This is a genomic window from Bacillus sp. 2D03 (assembly GCF_003946765.1).
Classification (GTDB): Bacteria; Bacillota; Bacilli; order Bacillales; family Bacillaceae_G; genus Bacillus_A; species Bacillus_A cereus.
Genome location: NZ_RPSJ01000002.1, coordinates 215,004 through 230,810, shown reverse-complemented (window position 1 = coordinate 230,810; position 15,807 = coordinate 215,004). Strand labels below are relative to the sequence as shown.

The window sequence follows — 15,807 nt, the reverse complement described above, 5'->3', positions numbered from 1 at the left end:
GAGGCTCGATATGGAGACAATTTTACAGTTTAAAAATTTGGATTATTATTATGAAAGTAATGGAAAAAATGTAGCGATACTAGAAAATGTTAACTTTTCTTTTCAAAAAGGACATTTCTACACGATTTTAGGACCATCTGGATCTGGTAAAACCACAACTCTAAGCTTAGGTTGTGGACTAGATGTCCCTAAAAATGGTTATGTACTGTATAATGGCAAAGATATTAGAAAAATTGGTTTGGATCGATACCGTAATCAAAATGTATCTGTAATTTTCCAATCTTATAACTTAATAACCTATATGACAGCTCTTCAAAATGTCTTAACAGCAATGGAAATTACAGGTGTTAAAGTGCAAAATAAAACAGCAAGAGCATTAGAATTGTTAGAAAGGGTAGGACTCACAGAAGTTGAAGCGAAACGAAACGTCCTGCAACTAAGCGGTGGACAACAACAGCGTGTAGCAATTGCTCGAGCACTATCTTGTAATGTTGATTTACTGATTGCAGATGAGCCGACAGGAAACCTCGACGAGGAAACTGCAATGGATATAATAGAACTATTTCAAGAACTTGCACATAAAGAGAATAAATGCATTATTGTTGTGACGCACTCACAGGAGGTTGCTAAAAAATCAGATCGTGCAGTGTATTTAAGTAAGAAGAAGTTGGTCGTAAATGAAATCTAATATAAACATCGTAGCTTTTCAATTCACATAATTTTCAAAATCTAGACCTTTCAAAAGCTTATATTTGATTTATAATAAAATCAAGCCATAATCAAAATGGTCTCCCTGTACTGAATGTTAAAATAGTTTGTTGTTCCCGTTTTAATAATATAATAAAAAGAACTTGTAGGATATTCTACAGGTTCTTTTTATTATAATTGGTTGCCTATATCATGGGATAATCACACATAAAAAACGGGACATTACCTAGATGTATGACCTAAATATCGTCCCGTTTACCTACTCTGTATAGTTATTGCAGAATTAAACCTACAATCATAATTAAACTAAATACTATTATCCAACCAAACGCACAATAGCCAAAAATTCTAATCCATTTAGGTAATTGATTCATGTTAATTTTATTTGAGGGAACTCCCTGCATAGAAAACATCATTTTTTGATCTCTATCTCTATTATTTTGTTGTTCATACATACTATCATCACCTTTCCAGAACTATTGCGTTTATAGTATATCAGCCTAAAGAAAATTATGTACAGAATAAGAGGGGATAGCATAAATATTATGTGGTGAATTTTATAAATAAATGCATTTAATTGCCATGGTTCTAAGCGCTAATCCGTTATAAATACTGAAAAAGAGCACTACATAAATAGGACTCTTTTTCTTCAAATATTAAGTTGCTGGATATAAATCAGAACCAAGGTAACGTTCTTTTATAATTTGAAGGTGATGAAGCTCATGACCAGCAATGATGTATGCTAATGCACGAACTGTAACTTCAGAATTATTCGCATTTCCTCTTTGTGACCAAGCTTCTTTATCTAAGCTTCTAAGTAAATACAAGGTAGATTGGCGAACAACTATTAAATTCTCAAGAAGATTTTGCATAGATTGCTTATCAAAACCAGCTCTAAGAACATACATATCATCATTATAGCCTGGAAGTTCTGCTGTCTCGCCTCGAGCGATTGATAGCAATCGATACGCCATAATCCGTTCTGTATCTGCTATATGACCGATTACTTCTTTTATACTCCATTTAGTAGGAGCATACCGGAAAAGTCCCTCACTATCAGAAATTCCCTTTAATAAAAGATTTGTTTCCTTCATTTGTTGTTCTAGAATATGTATGATATTTCCGTCTGATACCAAGTTGGTATACGTTGCATAATAGGAGTTATATTCACTTACCTCTGGTCTTATTTGCATATGAATCATCCTTTATGTTTTATATTTAATCTTTACATATAGCTTATCATAAAAGAATTCTAAATTAATCTGAAAAATGGAGGGAAATATGCATTTTTCATCTTCCTTTTCATCTTCATAGATGAAATGCATCTCGAATAAGAGAATCTAATTTGCTGTTAAGCGGAATTTCGTTTTTTTACTATTATAGTAGAAGATAAATATGTAAATTGAATACAGTTTGTCACTACTTATGATAATCGCCATTTAAGAAGCAGCATTTGTCCATTAAGTGAAAAACCTGTTAATAAATTTATACTTACTACAAAAACAAACAAACTCGTCCTATTTAAAGGAGAGTTTGTTTGTTTTTATGTTTAGATAATGGAATACTCATGTAAAATTGCACACTATGTTCCATATTTTTTATTGAATACTTTATATCTAGCGTTTCAAGAATTTGCTTAACAATATATAGCCCTAAACCATTTCCTCCAGTATTTCGATTTCTTGATTTTTCAATTCGATAAAATGGTTTGAAAATTTGTTGTAAATCTTCATCTTTAATATTGACACCTGTATTTATAATTTGCATTTCGATTTGACCTTGTTTCGAATCCTCACTTAACTTTATATAGACTTTTTCATTATGTGGTGAATACATAACCGCATTGTGAATAATATTTTTACATGCTTTTTCTAAAAGAGCACAATCGGTATAAATAGAAAGGTCAGAATCAATTTCTTTTATTATTTCAATGCTTTTTTGAGAAGCAAAAAATTCGAGATCTTTTGTGATTGCACCTATTAACTTTGAAAGATTAACTTCCTCTACTTTTAGTTTGAAGGTGTGTTGTTCTAATTTCGATACGCTTAAAATTTCACGAACTAATTGTTCCATACTTTCAATAATTTGATGATTTTTCTTTAAATATTGATCGCGATTTTGATAAGGGCCAATATTGTATATCATTCCTTCTAAGTATCCTTTCATTACAGTAAGAGGGGACTTTAATTCATGTGCTACAATCGCAAAAAACTCTCTGCGTTTTGTTTCTATTTCTCTTTCTTTTTCAATATCATTTTTTAATTGTTCATTTGCTTTTTTCAAATCAAACATAGCTTGTTGCAAGTTAATAGACATGTCATTCAAACTATTAGATAATTCTCCTAACTCATCTGTAGAGCGAACCTCAATTTTTTCGGAGAAATCTAAATTTGCCATCTTTTGTGCACCTTCATTAATATAAATAAGTGGCTTTGTAATAAACCTGGAATAAAAATAAGCACTTCCTATACCAATAACAAGCACAATGATACTAATATAGGGGAGAAAGCGTACTAAAACCTGTGAAGCTTCATCAATCGGTTGAAATGTAGCAAACACTACAAGCGTTAAACTACCATCTTGAAATTGAATTGGTTTCGTAACGTTATATGAATTGCTAAGGGTACTTGCATTCTCGAATCGTGTTGCTTTAGTAACTACTGTTTTTTGGGTACCACTTTGAATAAAAGAAAAAGAAGGAGAGTAAATAATTACTCCTTCTTTATTTTGAAGATAAAGCATCGCATTATTTTTTTTGGCGTATTCATCAAAAAGTGGTATCGCATCTTGAAACGTAAGATTTTTAGACTTATCAATGATTTCGTTTATCCCTGTTTGAAGTTGATCTGTTTTATATTGCTCATAAAACGTAGGGAGAAAGAAGTATAAAGTTAAATAAATCAATACTGCAAAGGATAATAAAATGAGAGATGTAGTCATAAAGAGTTTATAAGTAATTTGCTTCATTTTCATGAGTTTCACAATACTATTCATCAATTTTATATCCAATACCCTTTATTGTTTTAATATAAGGGATAGCTAATTTTTTGCGTAGGTTTTTAATATGTGTATCAATTATTCGTGTTTCTCCAAAATAATCATAACCCCAAACCTTTTCAACGATATTTTCTCTTGTGAGTACTTTTCTCTCATTTTGAAATAGTAGTTGTAGAATTTCAAACTCTTTTGTCGTTAATATAATTTCAACGTCATTTACATATACTCTATATGCATCCACATCAATACGCACTTCTTTAAATATCAAATGATTATTTACATTTTTATCATAACTTCTTCTAAGTACAGCTTCGACTCGTCTAATCAAAACATGAAATGAAAAGGGCTTTGTTATATAGTCATCGATCCCAAGGTCGAATCCTTTCATTTGATCTTCCTCTTCTTCCAACGCAGTTAGCATAATAATTGGTACGTTTGACTGACTTCGAATCATTTTAGAAACTTCAAATCCATTAAGATTGGGCATCATGACATCTAGAAGAATTAAATCAAATGATTGCTTATTAAATTGTGTCATACCCTCTAGTCCATCTGAAGCGACTACCACTGTATAATGCTGTGTCATTAAAAATTGTTTAATTAATTCCTGAATTTCTTGATCGTCCTCTACCACGAGAATATGATAGTTTTTCATAATATCACCTCTGGTAGTCATTATAGCCGTACTATCTGGAGTTTATGTGGAGATACAATAGGAACTTCATAGGACGTTTAACGTATTAGCTTCATTTTCAAGAATGTGTATTCTCCAAAAAATATGATTAGCCATATTCCTTTTTATGAAAAAATAATTGTATGCTTGAAAAAACTTATCGTATGAAAAGCTGAACGATTTATATTTCTAAAAAACCAATGTATAATATTGGGAACTGCATGTGATTTCTTAAACTGTGTGAACATATACTTGCGCTACTTACTAAAAGGGGAAACGGAAATGAATTTCAATATAAAAAAAGTTAGCGAAATTATAGAGTGTACTTCACAAACTTTAGAGTTTTTTTGCTAATTTAGTAAACGCTTAAAGTTGAACTAAGGATTATTTAAATCATGTGAGAAAGGTTGTGAAATTATTTGATGGGTTATAAAGCGATGCTGTTTGATTTAGATGATACGTTAATTGATAGGGATAAGGCAGTAGATAACTTGTTTTTATTAGTTTTAGAAAAATGTTATGAGGATGTTAGTGATACAGTCAAAAACAATATGTTACAGAAATTCAAAGAATACGATAAAAGGGAATACGGCATTAGTGATAAAACGATAGTTTTAGAATCATTATTTGATGAATTCGCGCCGAAATATAGATTGCCACACAATTATATCCAAGATTTTTGGAATGAAAATTTCCCTAGATGTTTTTCAATAGACCAAAATACTATTCATTTCTTAAATCAAATAAAGAAGCACTTTAAAGTTGGAATTATAACAAATGGCTCAACTCAGAGGCAAAAAGCTAAAATATTTAATACGAATTTAAATAGGTATTTTGAAACAATCATTATTTCTGAAGAAGTGGGATTTAGTAAACCTGATAAACGTATATTCGAACTAGCATTAAATAAGCTAAATTTACAGCCGGAAAATACTTTATTTGTTGGGGATGACTTAGAAAAGGATATTGTTGGTCCTCAAAATGCAAATATAAAAGGTGTGTGGTTTAACCCTCAAAAAATCAAGAATACGACCAAAATACAACCATATGCCGAGATTAACACTTTGGATAGTTTGTTAAGTTATGTTACTCCACAATATTTTTATAACAAGTAAAAGCAATTTCATATATATACATTCAAAAATATAAAAAAGAGAAACTATCATTAATTTCATTGACCGTATTAGTAATAAAAAAATATATATTTACAACAAAAAATATAGGCAATTTTAATAGCTGCGGCTAATTTAATCTATGATTGATTAATACGAAGTTTTGTAAAACAATTTTACTCATACTCTGTAAATTATAAAGGGGTGGGACTATGGAAATAAAGAAAGTAGTAATCGATGGAATCAATATTGCGGTCATTAGAAACGATAAGGTATTAATATCGGATGTTCAGTCTGCATTAGATACTATGGCAACAGTTCAATATGAGGTAGATGCGAAACATATTATTATCCATAAATCTTTAATAAGTGAAGATTTCTTTGATCTAAAAACACGGCTTGCGGGCGATATCCTTCAAAAGTTTATAAACTACAAGGTAAAGATTGCTATTGTTGGAGATTTCTCTATGTATACTAGTAAAAGCTTAAAGGATTTTATTTATGAATGTAATAAAGGGAATGACATTTTTTACTTAGCAACTGAACAACAAGCAATTGAAAAACTAAGTACATTAAAGTAATAATTATATCCCGCTAAATTCCCCCATTTCACTTAGTTCATGATTATATACGATATAGAAGAACTGATGTTTGTGGTAAACTAAGAGATGAATAAAGGGGGAGTTTTCTTGAACAATTTTAATAATATAATCCAAAATTTAAATAATATAGTTTACAAACCTAACAACTTAATGATTACGAATCTAAAAGAAGAAAAGCAAAACGCAGAATATGCAGGATGTTTATTCCATTTAAATAACAAAACTATTCGTTTTAGAAAATCAAAAGTTACACCTAATAAAATTGGTCAATTTGTTTCTTTTTGGGAGAAAGATGAAAATATGCGAAATAGAGCTTTCTCTTATGAAGCTGCTCCTGATTTATTAGTAATCACTTGTATTGCTGATAATAAACTAGGACAATTTATTTTTCCTAAAGAGATTCTTCTTAAAGAAAAAATATTGAGAACACAAAGTCAAACAGGGAAAATGGCAATGAGAATTTATCCTGTTTGGGATACCACTGTTAGCAATCAAGCTAAAAAGAGTCAAATGTGGCAACTTCAATATTTTGTTGATTTAAGTGATATTAATAATTTGCCTATAGATAAACTATTAAATTTATATTCGTAGCTTTTGATCTACTCCAAAAAGAAGTAATTACAGAAAAGGCATTTGTAATGACGCCTTCTATTAATTTACCTCGTGAATCGTAATTTTTGTACCGGTACAGTTAAATGAAATGTACGTTGTTACAGTGCCCCTTAAAATTTACAATCAGCATATATTATTTAAACTTATAAATTTTTAAGGGGTGCTAAATATGACAAGTTTACAAGATCAGCTTTTCACAAGATTAAATCTTAAAAAATGTAATGATGTAACGTTTGAAGAATTACCTACCATACTCTTTTCGTTTGCACACACTATACCATTTGAGAATTTAGATGTTATAGCACGAAATACGAATCAAATCTCTCTGGAAAACTTACGAGAGAAAATTTTAACTAGTTCCCGTGGTGGACTTTGCTACGAATTAAATACTCTTTTTTACTATTTCTTAAAAGACTGTGGCTATGATGTACAACTGGCATTAGGTACGGTGTATAAAAATGATATAAATGCATGGGCACTGGAGGATGGTCATATAACAATTATTTTAACTTATGATAATCTACAGTATTTAATTGATGTAGGTATAGCTTCGTTAGTACCTCTTGTTCCTGTACCTTTTACTGGCGAGTCTGTTTCTTCAAAAAATGGTTCGTACCGAGTGAGACGAAAAGATACAAGTAAAGGAATTTATGTTTTAGAAAGAATAGATACTGATGGAGAATGGAAAGTTTGTCATGCTTTTTATAAACCTAATATTAATGAGATAGTAGTAAACGATGTTCAAAGAAGAGTGATAGAAGATGAGAAGTCTATTTTTAATAAAGGACCAATTGCAGTAAAGTTGACGAACTCTGGCCATATTTCATTAACGAATACAAGTTTAACCGAAATTATTCATGGGGAAAAAACTAAGCGTAAAATTACAGAAGATCAATATAAAGAGTTTTTATATACTTTATTTGCTATTAAGTTATGAATAATAAAGATAGCCGGTTCTTATTCAGAAGCGGCTATCTTTATTATTTTTGGTGTAAATGGTTTTCTTCTAATATGTTTCGGAAACTGCGGTATAGTTAATGTTTTTAATGTTTCCTCCGCTTCTTCATATGTATGAAAAATTGGTTCTTTTCCATCATCCCCTTGTAAAACTAGCCCTTCATCTCGGATTACATATGGCATAAAACCACCCCATCTAGTAAAGAATTATATTCTTTTGCAGCAGAATAATACGATTTAAAGTTGATTTTCTTAATACATATAATACACTAGAACAGTACGCAAAAGTATGTACAATGAATTTTGAATGTAAAGGAAGATTAATATGTCAGTTATTGATAAATTGAAACTTAATAAGTATACAAATATGGTCGTTATTAACGAACCAAGTGATTATGACATTTTTACAGGTAAAGAAACTGCATTCTCAAAAGAACACGATGCTATCTTTATATTTGTAGAAACGCTTGATGAAATGGTGAAACAAACGAATTTTATTATAAGTAATGAAGAATTACTAATTGAAAAAGGTTACGTATTCTTCGCATATCCGAAAAAAGGTAATGCTCGTTATAGTACGTTTATTCACCGTGATGAGATGTTTCCGGCATTAAATGTTGGAGAAGATGGTTATGTGGGAGAAAGTGATATTAAATTTGCACGAATGGTAAGTATGGATGAAGTCTTTACTGTTGTAGGTTTAAAACGCGAGAAGAAAAAAACAACGAAAACATCTGCTATGAGTCAATGTGTTGCCGATTATGCAGATCGAATTAAAGATGTTGAAGCATTATTAGCTAATCATCCGAATGAACTTAAGTTTTATCAAAGTTTAACGCCTGGATATCAGAAAGATTGGGCACGTAATCTTTTTTCTGTAAAACAAGAAAAAACACGTGAAAAACGTCTAGAGAAAATGATAGAGATCCTTTCACAAGGCTATAAAACAATTGAATTATTCCGTAAGAAGAAAAAATAATGATTAAGAAAGTCACAATGCTGCAACAATTAATTGTGATGAGTACATTGAAAAAAGCATTCCTTCTATTATACTAAGGAATGTTCTTATATTTATATAATTAGCAAAAGAGAAAAGGTGTTTGAGATGAAATCGTATATTGTAGTTGGATCTGGAATTTTAGGAGCGTCTACTGCTTATCATCTTGCTAAGGCAGGTGCGAATGTTACTATCGTGGATCGCCAACAATTAGGGCAAGCAACTGATGCAGGAGCAGGTATTGTATGTCCATGGCTATCGCAGCGTCGTAATAAAGCATGGTATAAAATTGTTAAAGGCGGTGCACGTTACTATTCTTCGTTAATTCAGCAATTAGAAGAAGACGGTGAAACTGACACAGGATATAATCGTGTAGGTGCAATTAGTTTACATACTGACGAGAAAAAGTTAGATCAAATGGAAGAGCGAGCTTATAAACGACGTGAAGATGCCCCAGAGATTGGTGAAATCACTCGCTTATCAGCTGAAGAAACAAAAAAATTATTCCCAGCATTATCAGACGAATATAGTTCTGTTCATATTAGTGGTGCTGCACGAGTAAATGGAAGATTATTACGCAATGCATTAATAAGTGCTGCGAAAAAACATGGTGCAACTTTAATAAAAGGCGATGCTATATTAGTCCGTGAAGGAAATCATATTACGGGAGTTACAGTAAACGATGAAACAATTTTAGCGGAAAAGGTTATTGTAACTGCAGGCGCATGGGCGAACGAAATCTTGAATCCATTAGGAATTAATTTCTTAGTTACATTCCAAAAAGGACAAATTGTTCATCTGCAAATCGAGAATACAGCAACAGAAAATATGCCAGTTGTTATGCCACCGAACGATCAATATATTTTAACGTTTGACAATGGGCATGTCGTAATTGGTGCAACACATGAGAATGATACTGGTTTCGATCATCGTGTAACAGCAGGTGGTTTACATGAAGTATTCCATAAGGCATTAGCAATTGCACCTGGCTTAGAAAATGCTACAATGCTTGAAACGAGAGTTGGATTCAGACCATTTACACCAGGATTCTTACCTGTTATCGGACCACTACCTAACTTTGAAGGAATTCTCGTTGCGAATGGATTAGGGGCTTCGGGTTTAACAGCTGGTCCATATCTAGGAGCGGAACTTGCTAAACTAGCGCTCGGACAACCGATTGAATTAGATTTAAATGATTATGATGTTGCTGGCGCAATTGAATAATATAGGGTACTGCTAACATTTAGGAAAAACCATGCTAAACACATTCGACAGGGAATAAGCAGTTTTTCCTCTGTTAAGAGTAAACCTGGTTATGAAAAATAAAATTCTTTAAAAATAGAAGGCCGACATTATAAACCTGCATTAATAATGTAGAATTGTGATGTCGGCTCTTTGTTTATATTTATTTAAAACTTATTTTCGAGAGGAGCTTAAGCAATGAGAGCGCCATATCAAGTATTGATATTTCCTTATATAAAAACTGCTAATTCCATTCAATATGCTATTTTCAAAAGAAGTGATTATAGTTATTGGCAAGGAATAGCTGGTGGCGGAGAAGACGGTGAGATTCCTATTGAATCAGCAAAACGGGAAGCGTTTGAAGAGGCTGGTATTACAAGAGAATGTCCATATATACAATTAGATTCTGTGTCTTCACTACCAGTAGAGGATGTAGTTGGAGGATTCCTTTGGGGAGAAGAGGTTTATGTAATAAAAGAATTTTCTTTTGGAGTTAAAGTTCCTACAAAAAACATATCATTATCTAAAGAACACTTTAATTATAAATGGTTATGCTTTGAGGAAGCAGTAACGTTTTTGAAATGGGATAGCAACAAAACAGCATTGTGGGAATTAAACAAAAGATTATTAAAACAATAAAAGTGTTAGCTAACAAAAATAGTAGTGAAAGAAGAATTGAACCATTAACAAACCCTTGCTACATTTCTAAACAATGTTTTAGATTATAAAATAGAGTAATATAGATTTGGCATGTTATGCTAAAATTCGCTTAGTGTATATTTTCGTTAAAATGTGGGTGGGCCCCTTTTAGCAAAACCGGAGTGGGAATGATGAGTATAAATAGTTTTGTGGGATTGATAAATGACGAATTATTAAAAGAGGTAAGTATAAGAAGTGATGATGAATTCGAGCCTGTAGTAGTTAAAGATATTCCTAGACTTTGGAAGTGTTTAGGAACAGGTAATTATGCCGCAGTATTCATGCACAGAGAATACAAAGATTGGGTAGTGAAAGTTTACGTGCGAGAAGGAGAAGGAATTGAAAAAGAATCAGAAGTATACCGAAGAATTGGAGATCATCCTTCTTATTCAAAGCTTATATATAAAGGGGAAAATTTCATAGTATTGAAACGTTTAAAAGAAATTACCTTATACGATGCCCTTCATAAGGGGATTAAAATTCCTAAGCAGGTGATCCTTGATATAAATAAAGCTTTAGAGTATGCGAGGGAACAAGGATTAACTCCTTGTGATGTTCACGGGAAAAATGTGATGATGGAAAAAGGAAGGGGATATGTAGTCGATGTATCTGATTTCTTAAAAACAAAAGAAGATAGTAAGTGGAGGGATCTAGAAAAGGCATATTTCACCTTTTATTTTCCTTTCATTTATAAATTGCCTTTCTCTGTTAAAATACCGTATTTTATGTTAAACATTGTTAGACGTTCGTATAGAAAATATAAGAAGCTTAAAAAGAACTTCAAATTATAAAAGGACCACATATGTTCCTGAAAACGAGTTAAATTCACATAAATAACTTTAGAAAAATTTTAAATTTTGTTTAGGGGCTACTTCAAGACCTTAGCTTGCCGGGCATGTGGTGCTACCTCAAAATATAAAAAGATTAGGAGTGAACCCTAATCTTTTTATTTATACATATTTTTGTTAGTTATATCACTATCAATTCCAAAACGGGATATTTTGAATAAATGAAACCGTCAAAATAAGTGTTGATGCGGAACCAGCAGTTACTAAAGTTACTATTTTTCGTCCATTCTGTTCTTTTGAAGGTTTTATAAGTTCTGTAATTAACACAATCCATATTATGATAGAAACTATTGAAATAATATTTATAGACATATGTAACACATCCCTTCTTGTTTTCACATAAATATTTCTTCTTTTATAAAATAAAAGCAATTTAACAAGAAAATATGTAACGCATTAAAAATCAATATTTTCCTGTTAAACCACCTTTTTTAAATAGAAATACGACTGTTAAAACGATAACAACAGCCTTCAAACTGCCCCAATATGGATAAATAGCATGATCTGTTAGACTAGCATGCTGAAAAATATTCTCTAAACCGAAAATTCCTATCATGACTGCTAAAAGGAATGAAGCTGATCCATACGTCCCTTTACGATAGAGGGTAAATAAATAGACTGCGAAAATTAGTGGTAAGATGATTTGTAGTACGATTATCATAGTTCGTCCCCCAGATTATTTATAATTATATTATATACAAAATTGTAATAAAAAGGAATAAAACTTATTTGATACTAACAGAACTACTCTAATCATATTCTTCTATAAAAAAGAAGAAAAAGGGGTGTACAGTTAATTGACAAAAGTTAAAGTTAGTTTACGACCCATTGTTCATAACGTAAATTTACCAACTGTATTGAAAACAACGATACTTCCAGGTGAATCGACCGAAAGACTATTTATCGCAACTCAATTAGGAGAGATTTTTTACATAGGGGACGGAGTTATAAAGACATTTTTAGATATTCGTCACCTAATTATTAAATTAGGTACATTTGAAGAAGGTGTTTCTAGTAGCGGTTATGATGAACGCGGATTGCTAGGACTTGCGTTCCATCCACAATTTTATCAAAATGGGTTATTTTATCTTCATTATTCAGTAGCCGGAACTCAAGGACCAGGTGCACTTTCTGAACAATTTAAACCGAATCCTTGTGACCCTAAAACGTTAAATTTAAAGTGGGTTAATAGAAATACGCAATATGATCACATTGATACAGTGGAAGAATGGACTTTACAATCTAATGGTCAAGCTCAAAAACGACGAACATTACTGAATGTAAGAAGACCATTTTTTAATCATAACGGAGTCAATAGTTTAAACTTTTCACCTGAGACTGGAAAACTTGTTTTTACAAATGGAGATGGCGGATCAGGTTATGATCCATTTAATTTAAGCCAAGATGATTTAGAAATAGCAGGAAAAATAATTGAAATCGATGTAAGTAAAAATACATTTATAAATAACCCTCCTGTAGTTACACGCTTTAATGAACTTCCTTTATCTATACAAGAAACACTTACAGTAATTGCAAAAGGAGTACGTAATATAACCGGCATTTCATTTCAAAGGTTTTATAATCAATATATCAAATACGCCGGAAATGTCGGACAAGATATTGTAGAGTCTATTTTTTCATTTGTTCAATATAAACCTATACTGGTAACAGAACTTGTTCAAATGCATTTTATGAGGTTAACTCCCAATCAAGATGGGTTTATCAATTTTGGGTGGCGAGGATGGGAAGGGGATTTACCTACTTCTTTTATACGACATTGTTCTGAGAATCAGACTTCAGATGAGAGAACAATGGTTTATTATGATGAAACAATACAAACTTCAGTGAAGCGTATTCTGCCTCTACTTAGTTATTTTCATAAAGATTCTAGAACAGATAAGTTTGGAGGAACTTCACTTACAGGAGTTCAGCCATATATGGGAAATGCAATTCCAAATTTAACAGGTAGCGTTGTTTTTACTGACCTTGCCAAGAAAGGAGAATCTCAGTCTCCAGTTAAGGGTGTTTTAGCCTATACTAGAGCAGGTACAGACGGTAAACATGCTGACTTTTATGCTATTGAAACCAATTATGATTTTGGTACGCAAGCAGCTTATTATATGAGTTTAGGAACAAATTCGGATCAAACTAAATTATATTTAGGAGTTTACAGTTCTATGAAAGTAACTGATTTTAACAAAGGTACCATTTTTGAAATTATTCCTTGATACGATATATACTCGCAGTTTAATAATCCAAGGAATTCATTTTGTTTCAACACGCACAATTTATCCCCCTAAAAGTCTTTTATTATATAGTAATTCATAACAAATAGAAAGCAACTCATAAACCATAAGTGTATGAATAATATAGAAAGTAATGAATGTGGTATCTTTAGGGGGTATTTTAATGAATTGGTTTGTACGTTATTGGTATCAACTGATGATAGAACATGATACGAGCTTTGTTCATAAAAGAAAATTGTCCCTTGCGAATAAGTTAGTACTTACAGCTTTGATGAGTGCATTGGCCACCATGTTTCAAGCAGCTGGGAACTTAGTTCCTGGTATAGGTTTGCTCATTAGTCCATTTTCGACATTACCGATTTTTTTTGCTATTTTCTATTCTATTCGTGAGGGAATACTTTCTTATATTCTTACTATTTTTCTATTATTTATTATTGAGCCCAGTGAACTAATTGTCTTTCCTTTTACTACAGGCTTATTAGGTCTAGCCTTAGGAGTATCCTTTTTAAAATTAAAGAGGAGAATATGGATTGTTTCTTTTTCAGCAACTTGTCTACTTATAGGTATTATGATCGTTCTCGATGTTTTCCACTTTCCGGTACTTGGTCCTGCTGTTCATACAACTATGGATATAAAAATTATTTTATCAATATTTATAATGAGCTTTCTATACTGTTGGATTTATGCAGGTTTTTGCAGAATAATGATGAATAGATTATATAAAGTGTTGTATTGACAATGGCATAATGAGGATTGGAGATTGAATTCATGACTAACGTTGCAGTTAGACGACCGAATTTGAATGATGTAGATGAACTATATTTATTTTTCCGTATAGTTATTACAAATACATACAAAAATGAAGGACTGTCACAATTATTGGATGACATAGAAAATGAAATTAACTCAAAAAAGCAGTATTTGAAAAGTGATTTTGATAGTAACGGAGAAAGTCGTTACTTTTTATTAGCAATTGATACAAGTAACAATAAAATCATTGGAACAATCGAAATCGGTCCAGCAAGTACATTGATTAATAGTTGTACAGGTGGTGTACTTAAAAATTTGTATGAAATAGGAACTGTATTCATACTTCCGGAGTATCAAAGAAAGGGAATAGGGAGTTTATTACTACATACAATGTTTCTTACATTACTTAGCAGAGGGATAACAGAATATTGTTTAGATAGTGGATATAAAAATGCGCAAAGTATATGGACGAAAAAGTTTGGAAAACCTAACTATGTATTGAAAGATTACTGGGGAGAATCCAGTGATCATATGATTTGGAAGAAAAGTTTACATGATACACCTATAATATTTGAATTATAAAATGAAATATGCCTCTGAACATAGCTTTTCTTACTTATGTATGCTATTATTTATCTTTATAATAAAAGAGGACGTGAATGAACTTGATTAAAATTAATATTCCTGAAGCTGATGTTTCAATTACTGAACGTAAACAAGTTATTAAAGGAGACGAGCCAATCATTACTCCAATTAATGGATTTATCGATTTCCACTTGTTCCCTAGAGATAAAGGCGGCATTTTTATGTTTTACAATATTAATGACGAACTTCTTTTCGTAGGTAAAGCTCGTAAAATTAGACAACGTATTAAGAAGCATTTTGAAGATAATGTTTCACCAATTAAAAATCACCGTGATGAAGTATACCGCATTGATGCATGTATCGTAGAAGATCCAACAGAAAGAGAAATTTACGAAACATATATCATTAATGAATACAAAGCGAAATATAACGTTGATAAAGTATTCTACAAATAATCAACATTAATAAAAAACAATCCTAGCTAATATGCAAGGATTGTTTTTTATTTAGATTTATTCTTCATATCTTTCTCCTTTTTTCAAATGATTAGCAGCAACAAAACAGATTACACCTATAAATATAAGTACAATACCAACCGTTTTATGTTTTCCCTCAAAGAAAGGAATATCTGAAATAACATTTGTCATACATAGTCCTAAAAATACAAGGATAGGGCCCACCCAAAGTAATACATTACCGAATTTTGTGTGCTTCCACATAATAACCCTCCTTACCCCTCTTTACATATATATCCATAAATAAAAAGTAAATTCATAGAG

General features: G+C 31.5%; 21 protein-coding genes. 13 read left to right on the top strand and 8 right to left on the bottom strand.

The features are described from left to right. Window positions 1-10 precede the first annotated feature (10 nt). Window positions 11-688 (top strand): ABC transporter ATP-binding protein, encoded by a 678-nt coding sequence (locus EBQ15_RS06200; RefSeq protein WP_000447863.1) that lies wholly within the window; start codon window positions 11-13, stop codon window positions 686-688. 292 nt (window positions 689-980) lie between these two features. Here the strand turns inward: EBQ15_RS06200 and EBQ15_RS06195 are convergent, their stop codons facing one another. The 4 genes from EBQ15_RS06195 to EBQ15_RS06180 form a co-directional block, all read right to left on the bottom strand. Then, window positions 981-1,163: a hypothetical protein gene (locus EBQ15_RS06195; RefSeq protein WP_000273229.1), complete on the bottom strand. Its 183-nt coding sequence runs from the start codon at window positions 1,161-1,163 to the stop codon at window positions 981-983. Between the two features lie 201 nt (window positions 1,164-1,364). Continuing rightward, on the bottom strand, window positions 1,365-1,901 hold the full coding sequence (locus EBQ15_RS06190) for a DinB family protein (protein WP_001167106.1): 537 nt from the start codon (window positions 1,899-1,901) through the stop codon (window positions 1,365-1,367). 328 nt (window positions 1,902-2,229) lie between these two features. After that, window positions 2,230-3,702 (bottom strand): sensor histidine kinase, encoded by a 1,473-nt coding sequence (locus EBQ15_RS06185; protein WP_001084901.1) that lies wholly within the window; start codon window positions 3,700-3,702, stop codon window positions 2,230-2,232. Beyond that, a complete protein-coding gene (locus tag EBQ15_RS06180; RefSeq protein ID WP_000800727.1) occupies window positions 3,695-4,360 on the bottom strand; it encodes a response regulator transcription factor in 666 nt (221 codons plus the stop codon). Before EBQ15_RS06180 ends, EBQ15_RS06185 begins: the two co-directional genes overlap by 8 nt. A gap of 440 nt (window positions 4,361-4,800) precedes the next feature. Between EBQ15_RS06180 and EBQ15_RS06175 the strand changes: the two genes are divergently transcribed. The 4 genes from EBQ15_RS06175 to EBQ15_RS06160 all read left to right on the top strand — a co-directional run bounded on the left by EBQ15_RS06175 (window position 4,801) and on the right by EBQ15_RS06160 (window position 7,641). Further along, window positions 4,801-5,493, top strand: a complete 693-nt coding sequence (locus EBQ15_RS06175) for an HAD family hydrolase (protein ID WP_000540702.1) — start codon at window positions 4,801-4,803, stop codon at window positions 5,491-5,493. A 209-nt stretch (window positions 5,494-5,702) separates the two neighbouring features. Next, on the top strand, window positions 5,703-6,071 hold the full coding sequence (locus EBQ15_RS06170; RefSeq protein ID WP_000403464.1) for a DUF4180 domain-containing protein: 369 nt from the start codon (window positions 5,703-5,705) through the stop codon (window positions 6,069-6,071). 87 nt (window positions 6,072-6,158) lie between these two features. Further along, window positions 6,159-6,683 (top strand): MepB family protein, encoded by a 525-nt coding sequence (locus EBQ15_RS06165; RefSeq protein WP_080451570.1) that lies wholly within the window; start codon window positions 6,159-6,161, stop codon window positions 6,681-6,683. A 190-nt stretch (window positions 6,684-6,873) separates the two neighbouring features. Then, the gene (locus EBQ15_RS06160) at window positions 6,874-7,641 is read left to right on the top strand and encodes an arylamine N-acetyltransferase family protein (protein WP_000202743.1); all 768 of its coding nucleotides are present in this window, start codon (window positions 6,874-6,876) and stop codon (window positions 7,639-7,641) included. Between the two features lie 20 nt (window positions 7,642-7,661). Here EBQ15_RS06160 and EBQ15_RS06155 read toward each other — a convergent pair whose 3' ends face one another. Next, window positions 7,662-7,844, bottom strand: coding sequence for a hypothetical protein (locus tag EBQ15_RS06155; RefSeq protein ID WP_001147158.1), 183 nt, complete (start codon window positions 7,842-7,844; stop codon window positions 7,662-7,664). Between the two features lie 142 nt (window positions 7,845-7,986). Here EBQ15_RS06155 and EBQ15_RS06150 point away from each other — a divergent pair, with 142 nt between their 5' ends. From EBQ15_RS06150 to EBQ15_RS06135, 4 genes are all read left to right on the top strand, one after another. Further along, a complete protein-coding gene (locus tag EBQ15_RS06150) occupies window positions 7,987-8,640 on the top strand; it encodes a YdeI/OmpD-associated family protein (RefSeq protein WP_000110844.1) in 654 nt (217 codons plus the stop codon). A gap of 126 nt (window positions 8,641-8,766) precedes the next feature. Next, the gene (locus EBQ15_RS06145) at window positions 8,767-9,882 is read left to right on the top strand and encodes an NAD(P)/FAD-dependent oxidoreductase (RefSeq protein ID WP_000844388.1); all 1,116 of its coding nucleotides are present in this window, start codon (window positions 8,767-8,769) and stop codon (window positions 9,880-9,882) included. A 216-nt stretch (window positions 9,883-10,098) separates the two neighbouring features. Next, on the top strand, window positions 10,099-10,539 hold the full coding sequence (locus EBQ15_RS06140; protein ID WP_001202591.1) for an NUDIX hydrolase: 441 nt from the start codon (window positions 10,099-10,101) through the stop codon (window positions 10,537-10,539). Window positions 10,540-10,730: 191 nt separating this feature from the next. After that, window positions 10,731-11,390, top strand: a complete 660-nt coding sequence (locus EBQ15_RS06135; RefSeq protein WP_000026530.1) for a protein kinase family protein — start codon at window positions 10,731-10,733, stop codon at window positions 11,388-11,390. A 189-nt stretch (window positions 11,391-11,579) separates the two neighbouring features. Here EBQ15_RS06135 and EBQ15_RS06130 read toward each other — a convergent pair whose 3' ends face one another. Both EBQ15_RS06130 and EBQ15_RS06125 read right to left on the bottom strand, forming a co-directional pair. Continuing rightward, window positions 11,580-11,759: a hypothetical protein gene (locus tag EBQ15_RS06130; protein WP_000026325.1), complete on the bottom strand. Its 180-nt coding sequence runs from the start codon at window positions 11,757-11,759 to the stop codon at window positions 11,580-11,582. Window positions 11,760-11,850: 91 nt separating this feature from the next. Then, a complete protein-coding gene (locus EBQ15_RS06125) occupies window positions 11,851-12,108 on the bottom strand; it encodes a hypothetical protein (RefSeq protein WP_000587705.1) in 258 nt (85 codons plus the stop codon). A gap of 136 nt (window positions 12,109-12,244) precedes the next feature. Here EBQ15_RS06125 and EBQ15_RS06120 point away from each other — a divergent pair, with 136 nt between their 5' ends. From EBQ15_RS06120 to EBQ15_RS06105, 4 genes are all read left to right on the top strand, one after another. Further along, on the top strand, window positions 12,245-13,675 hold the full coding sequence (locus tag EBQ15_RS06120) for a PQQ-dependent sugar dehydrogenase (RefSeq protein WP_000170005.1): 1,431 nt from the start codon (window positions 12,245-12,247) through the stop codon (window positions 13,673-13,675). Window positions 13,676-13,856: 181 nt separating this feature from the next. Then, window positions 13,857-14,429: a YybS family protein gene (locus tag EBQ15_RS06115; RefSeq protein WP_001103993.1), complete on the top strand. Its 573-nt coding sequence runs from the start codon at window positions 13,857-13,859 to the stop codon at window positions 14,427-14,429. A gap of 32 nt (window positions 14,430-14,461) precedes the next feature. After that, entirely contained in the window at window positions 14,462-15,025 is a 564-nt protein-coding gene (locus tag EBQ15_RS06110; protein WP_000185963.1) for a GNAT family N-acetyltransferase, read from the top strand. A gap of 77 nt (window positions 15,026-15,102) precedes the next feature. Continuing rightward, window positions 15,103-15,483 carry a nucleotide excision repair endonuclease gene (locus tag EBQ15_RS06105; protein WP_001048941.1) on the top strand — a complete coding sequence of 127 codons (381 nt, stop codon included), beginning with the start codon at window positions 15,103-15,105 and terminating at the stop codon, window positions 15,481-15,483. Window positions 15,484-15,540: 57 nt separating this feature from the next. Here the strand turns inward: EBQ15_RS06105 and EBQ15_RS06100 are convergent, their stop codons facing one another. Then, a complete protein-coding gene (locus EBQ15_RS06100) occupies window positions 15,541-15,747 on the bottom strand; it encodes a hypothetical protein (protein WP_000265477.1) in 207 nt (68 codons plus the stop codon). Window positions 15,748-15,807: the final 60 nt, after the last annotated feature.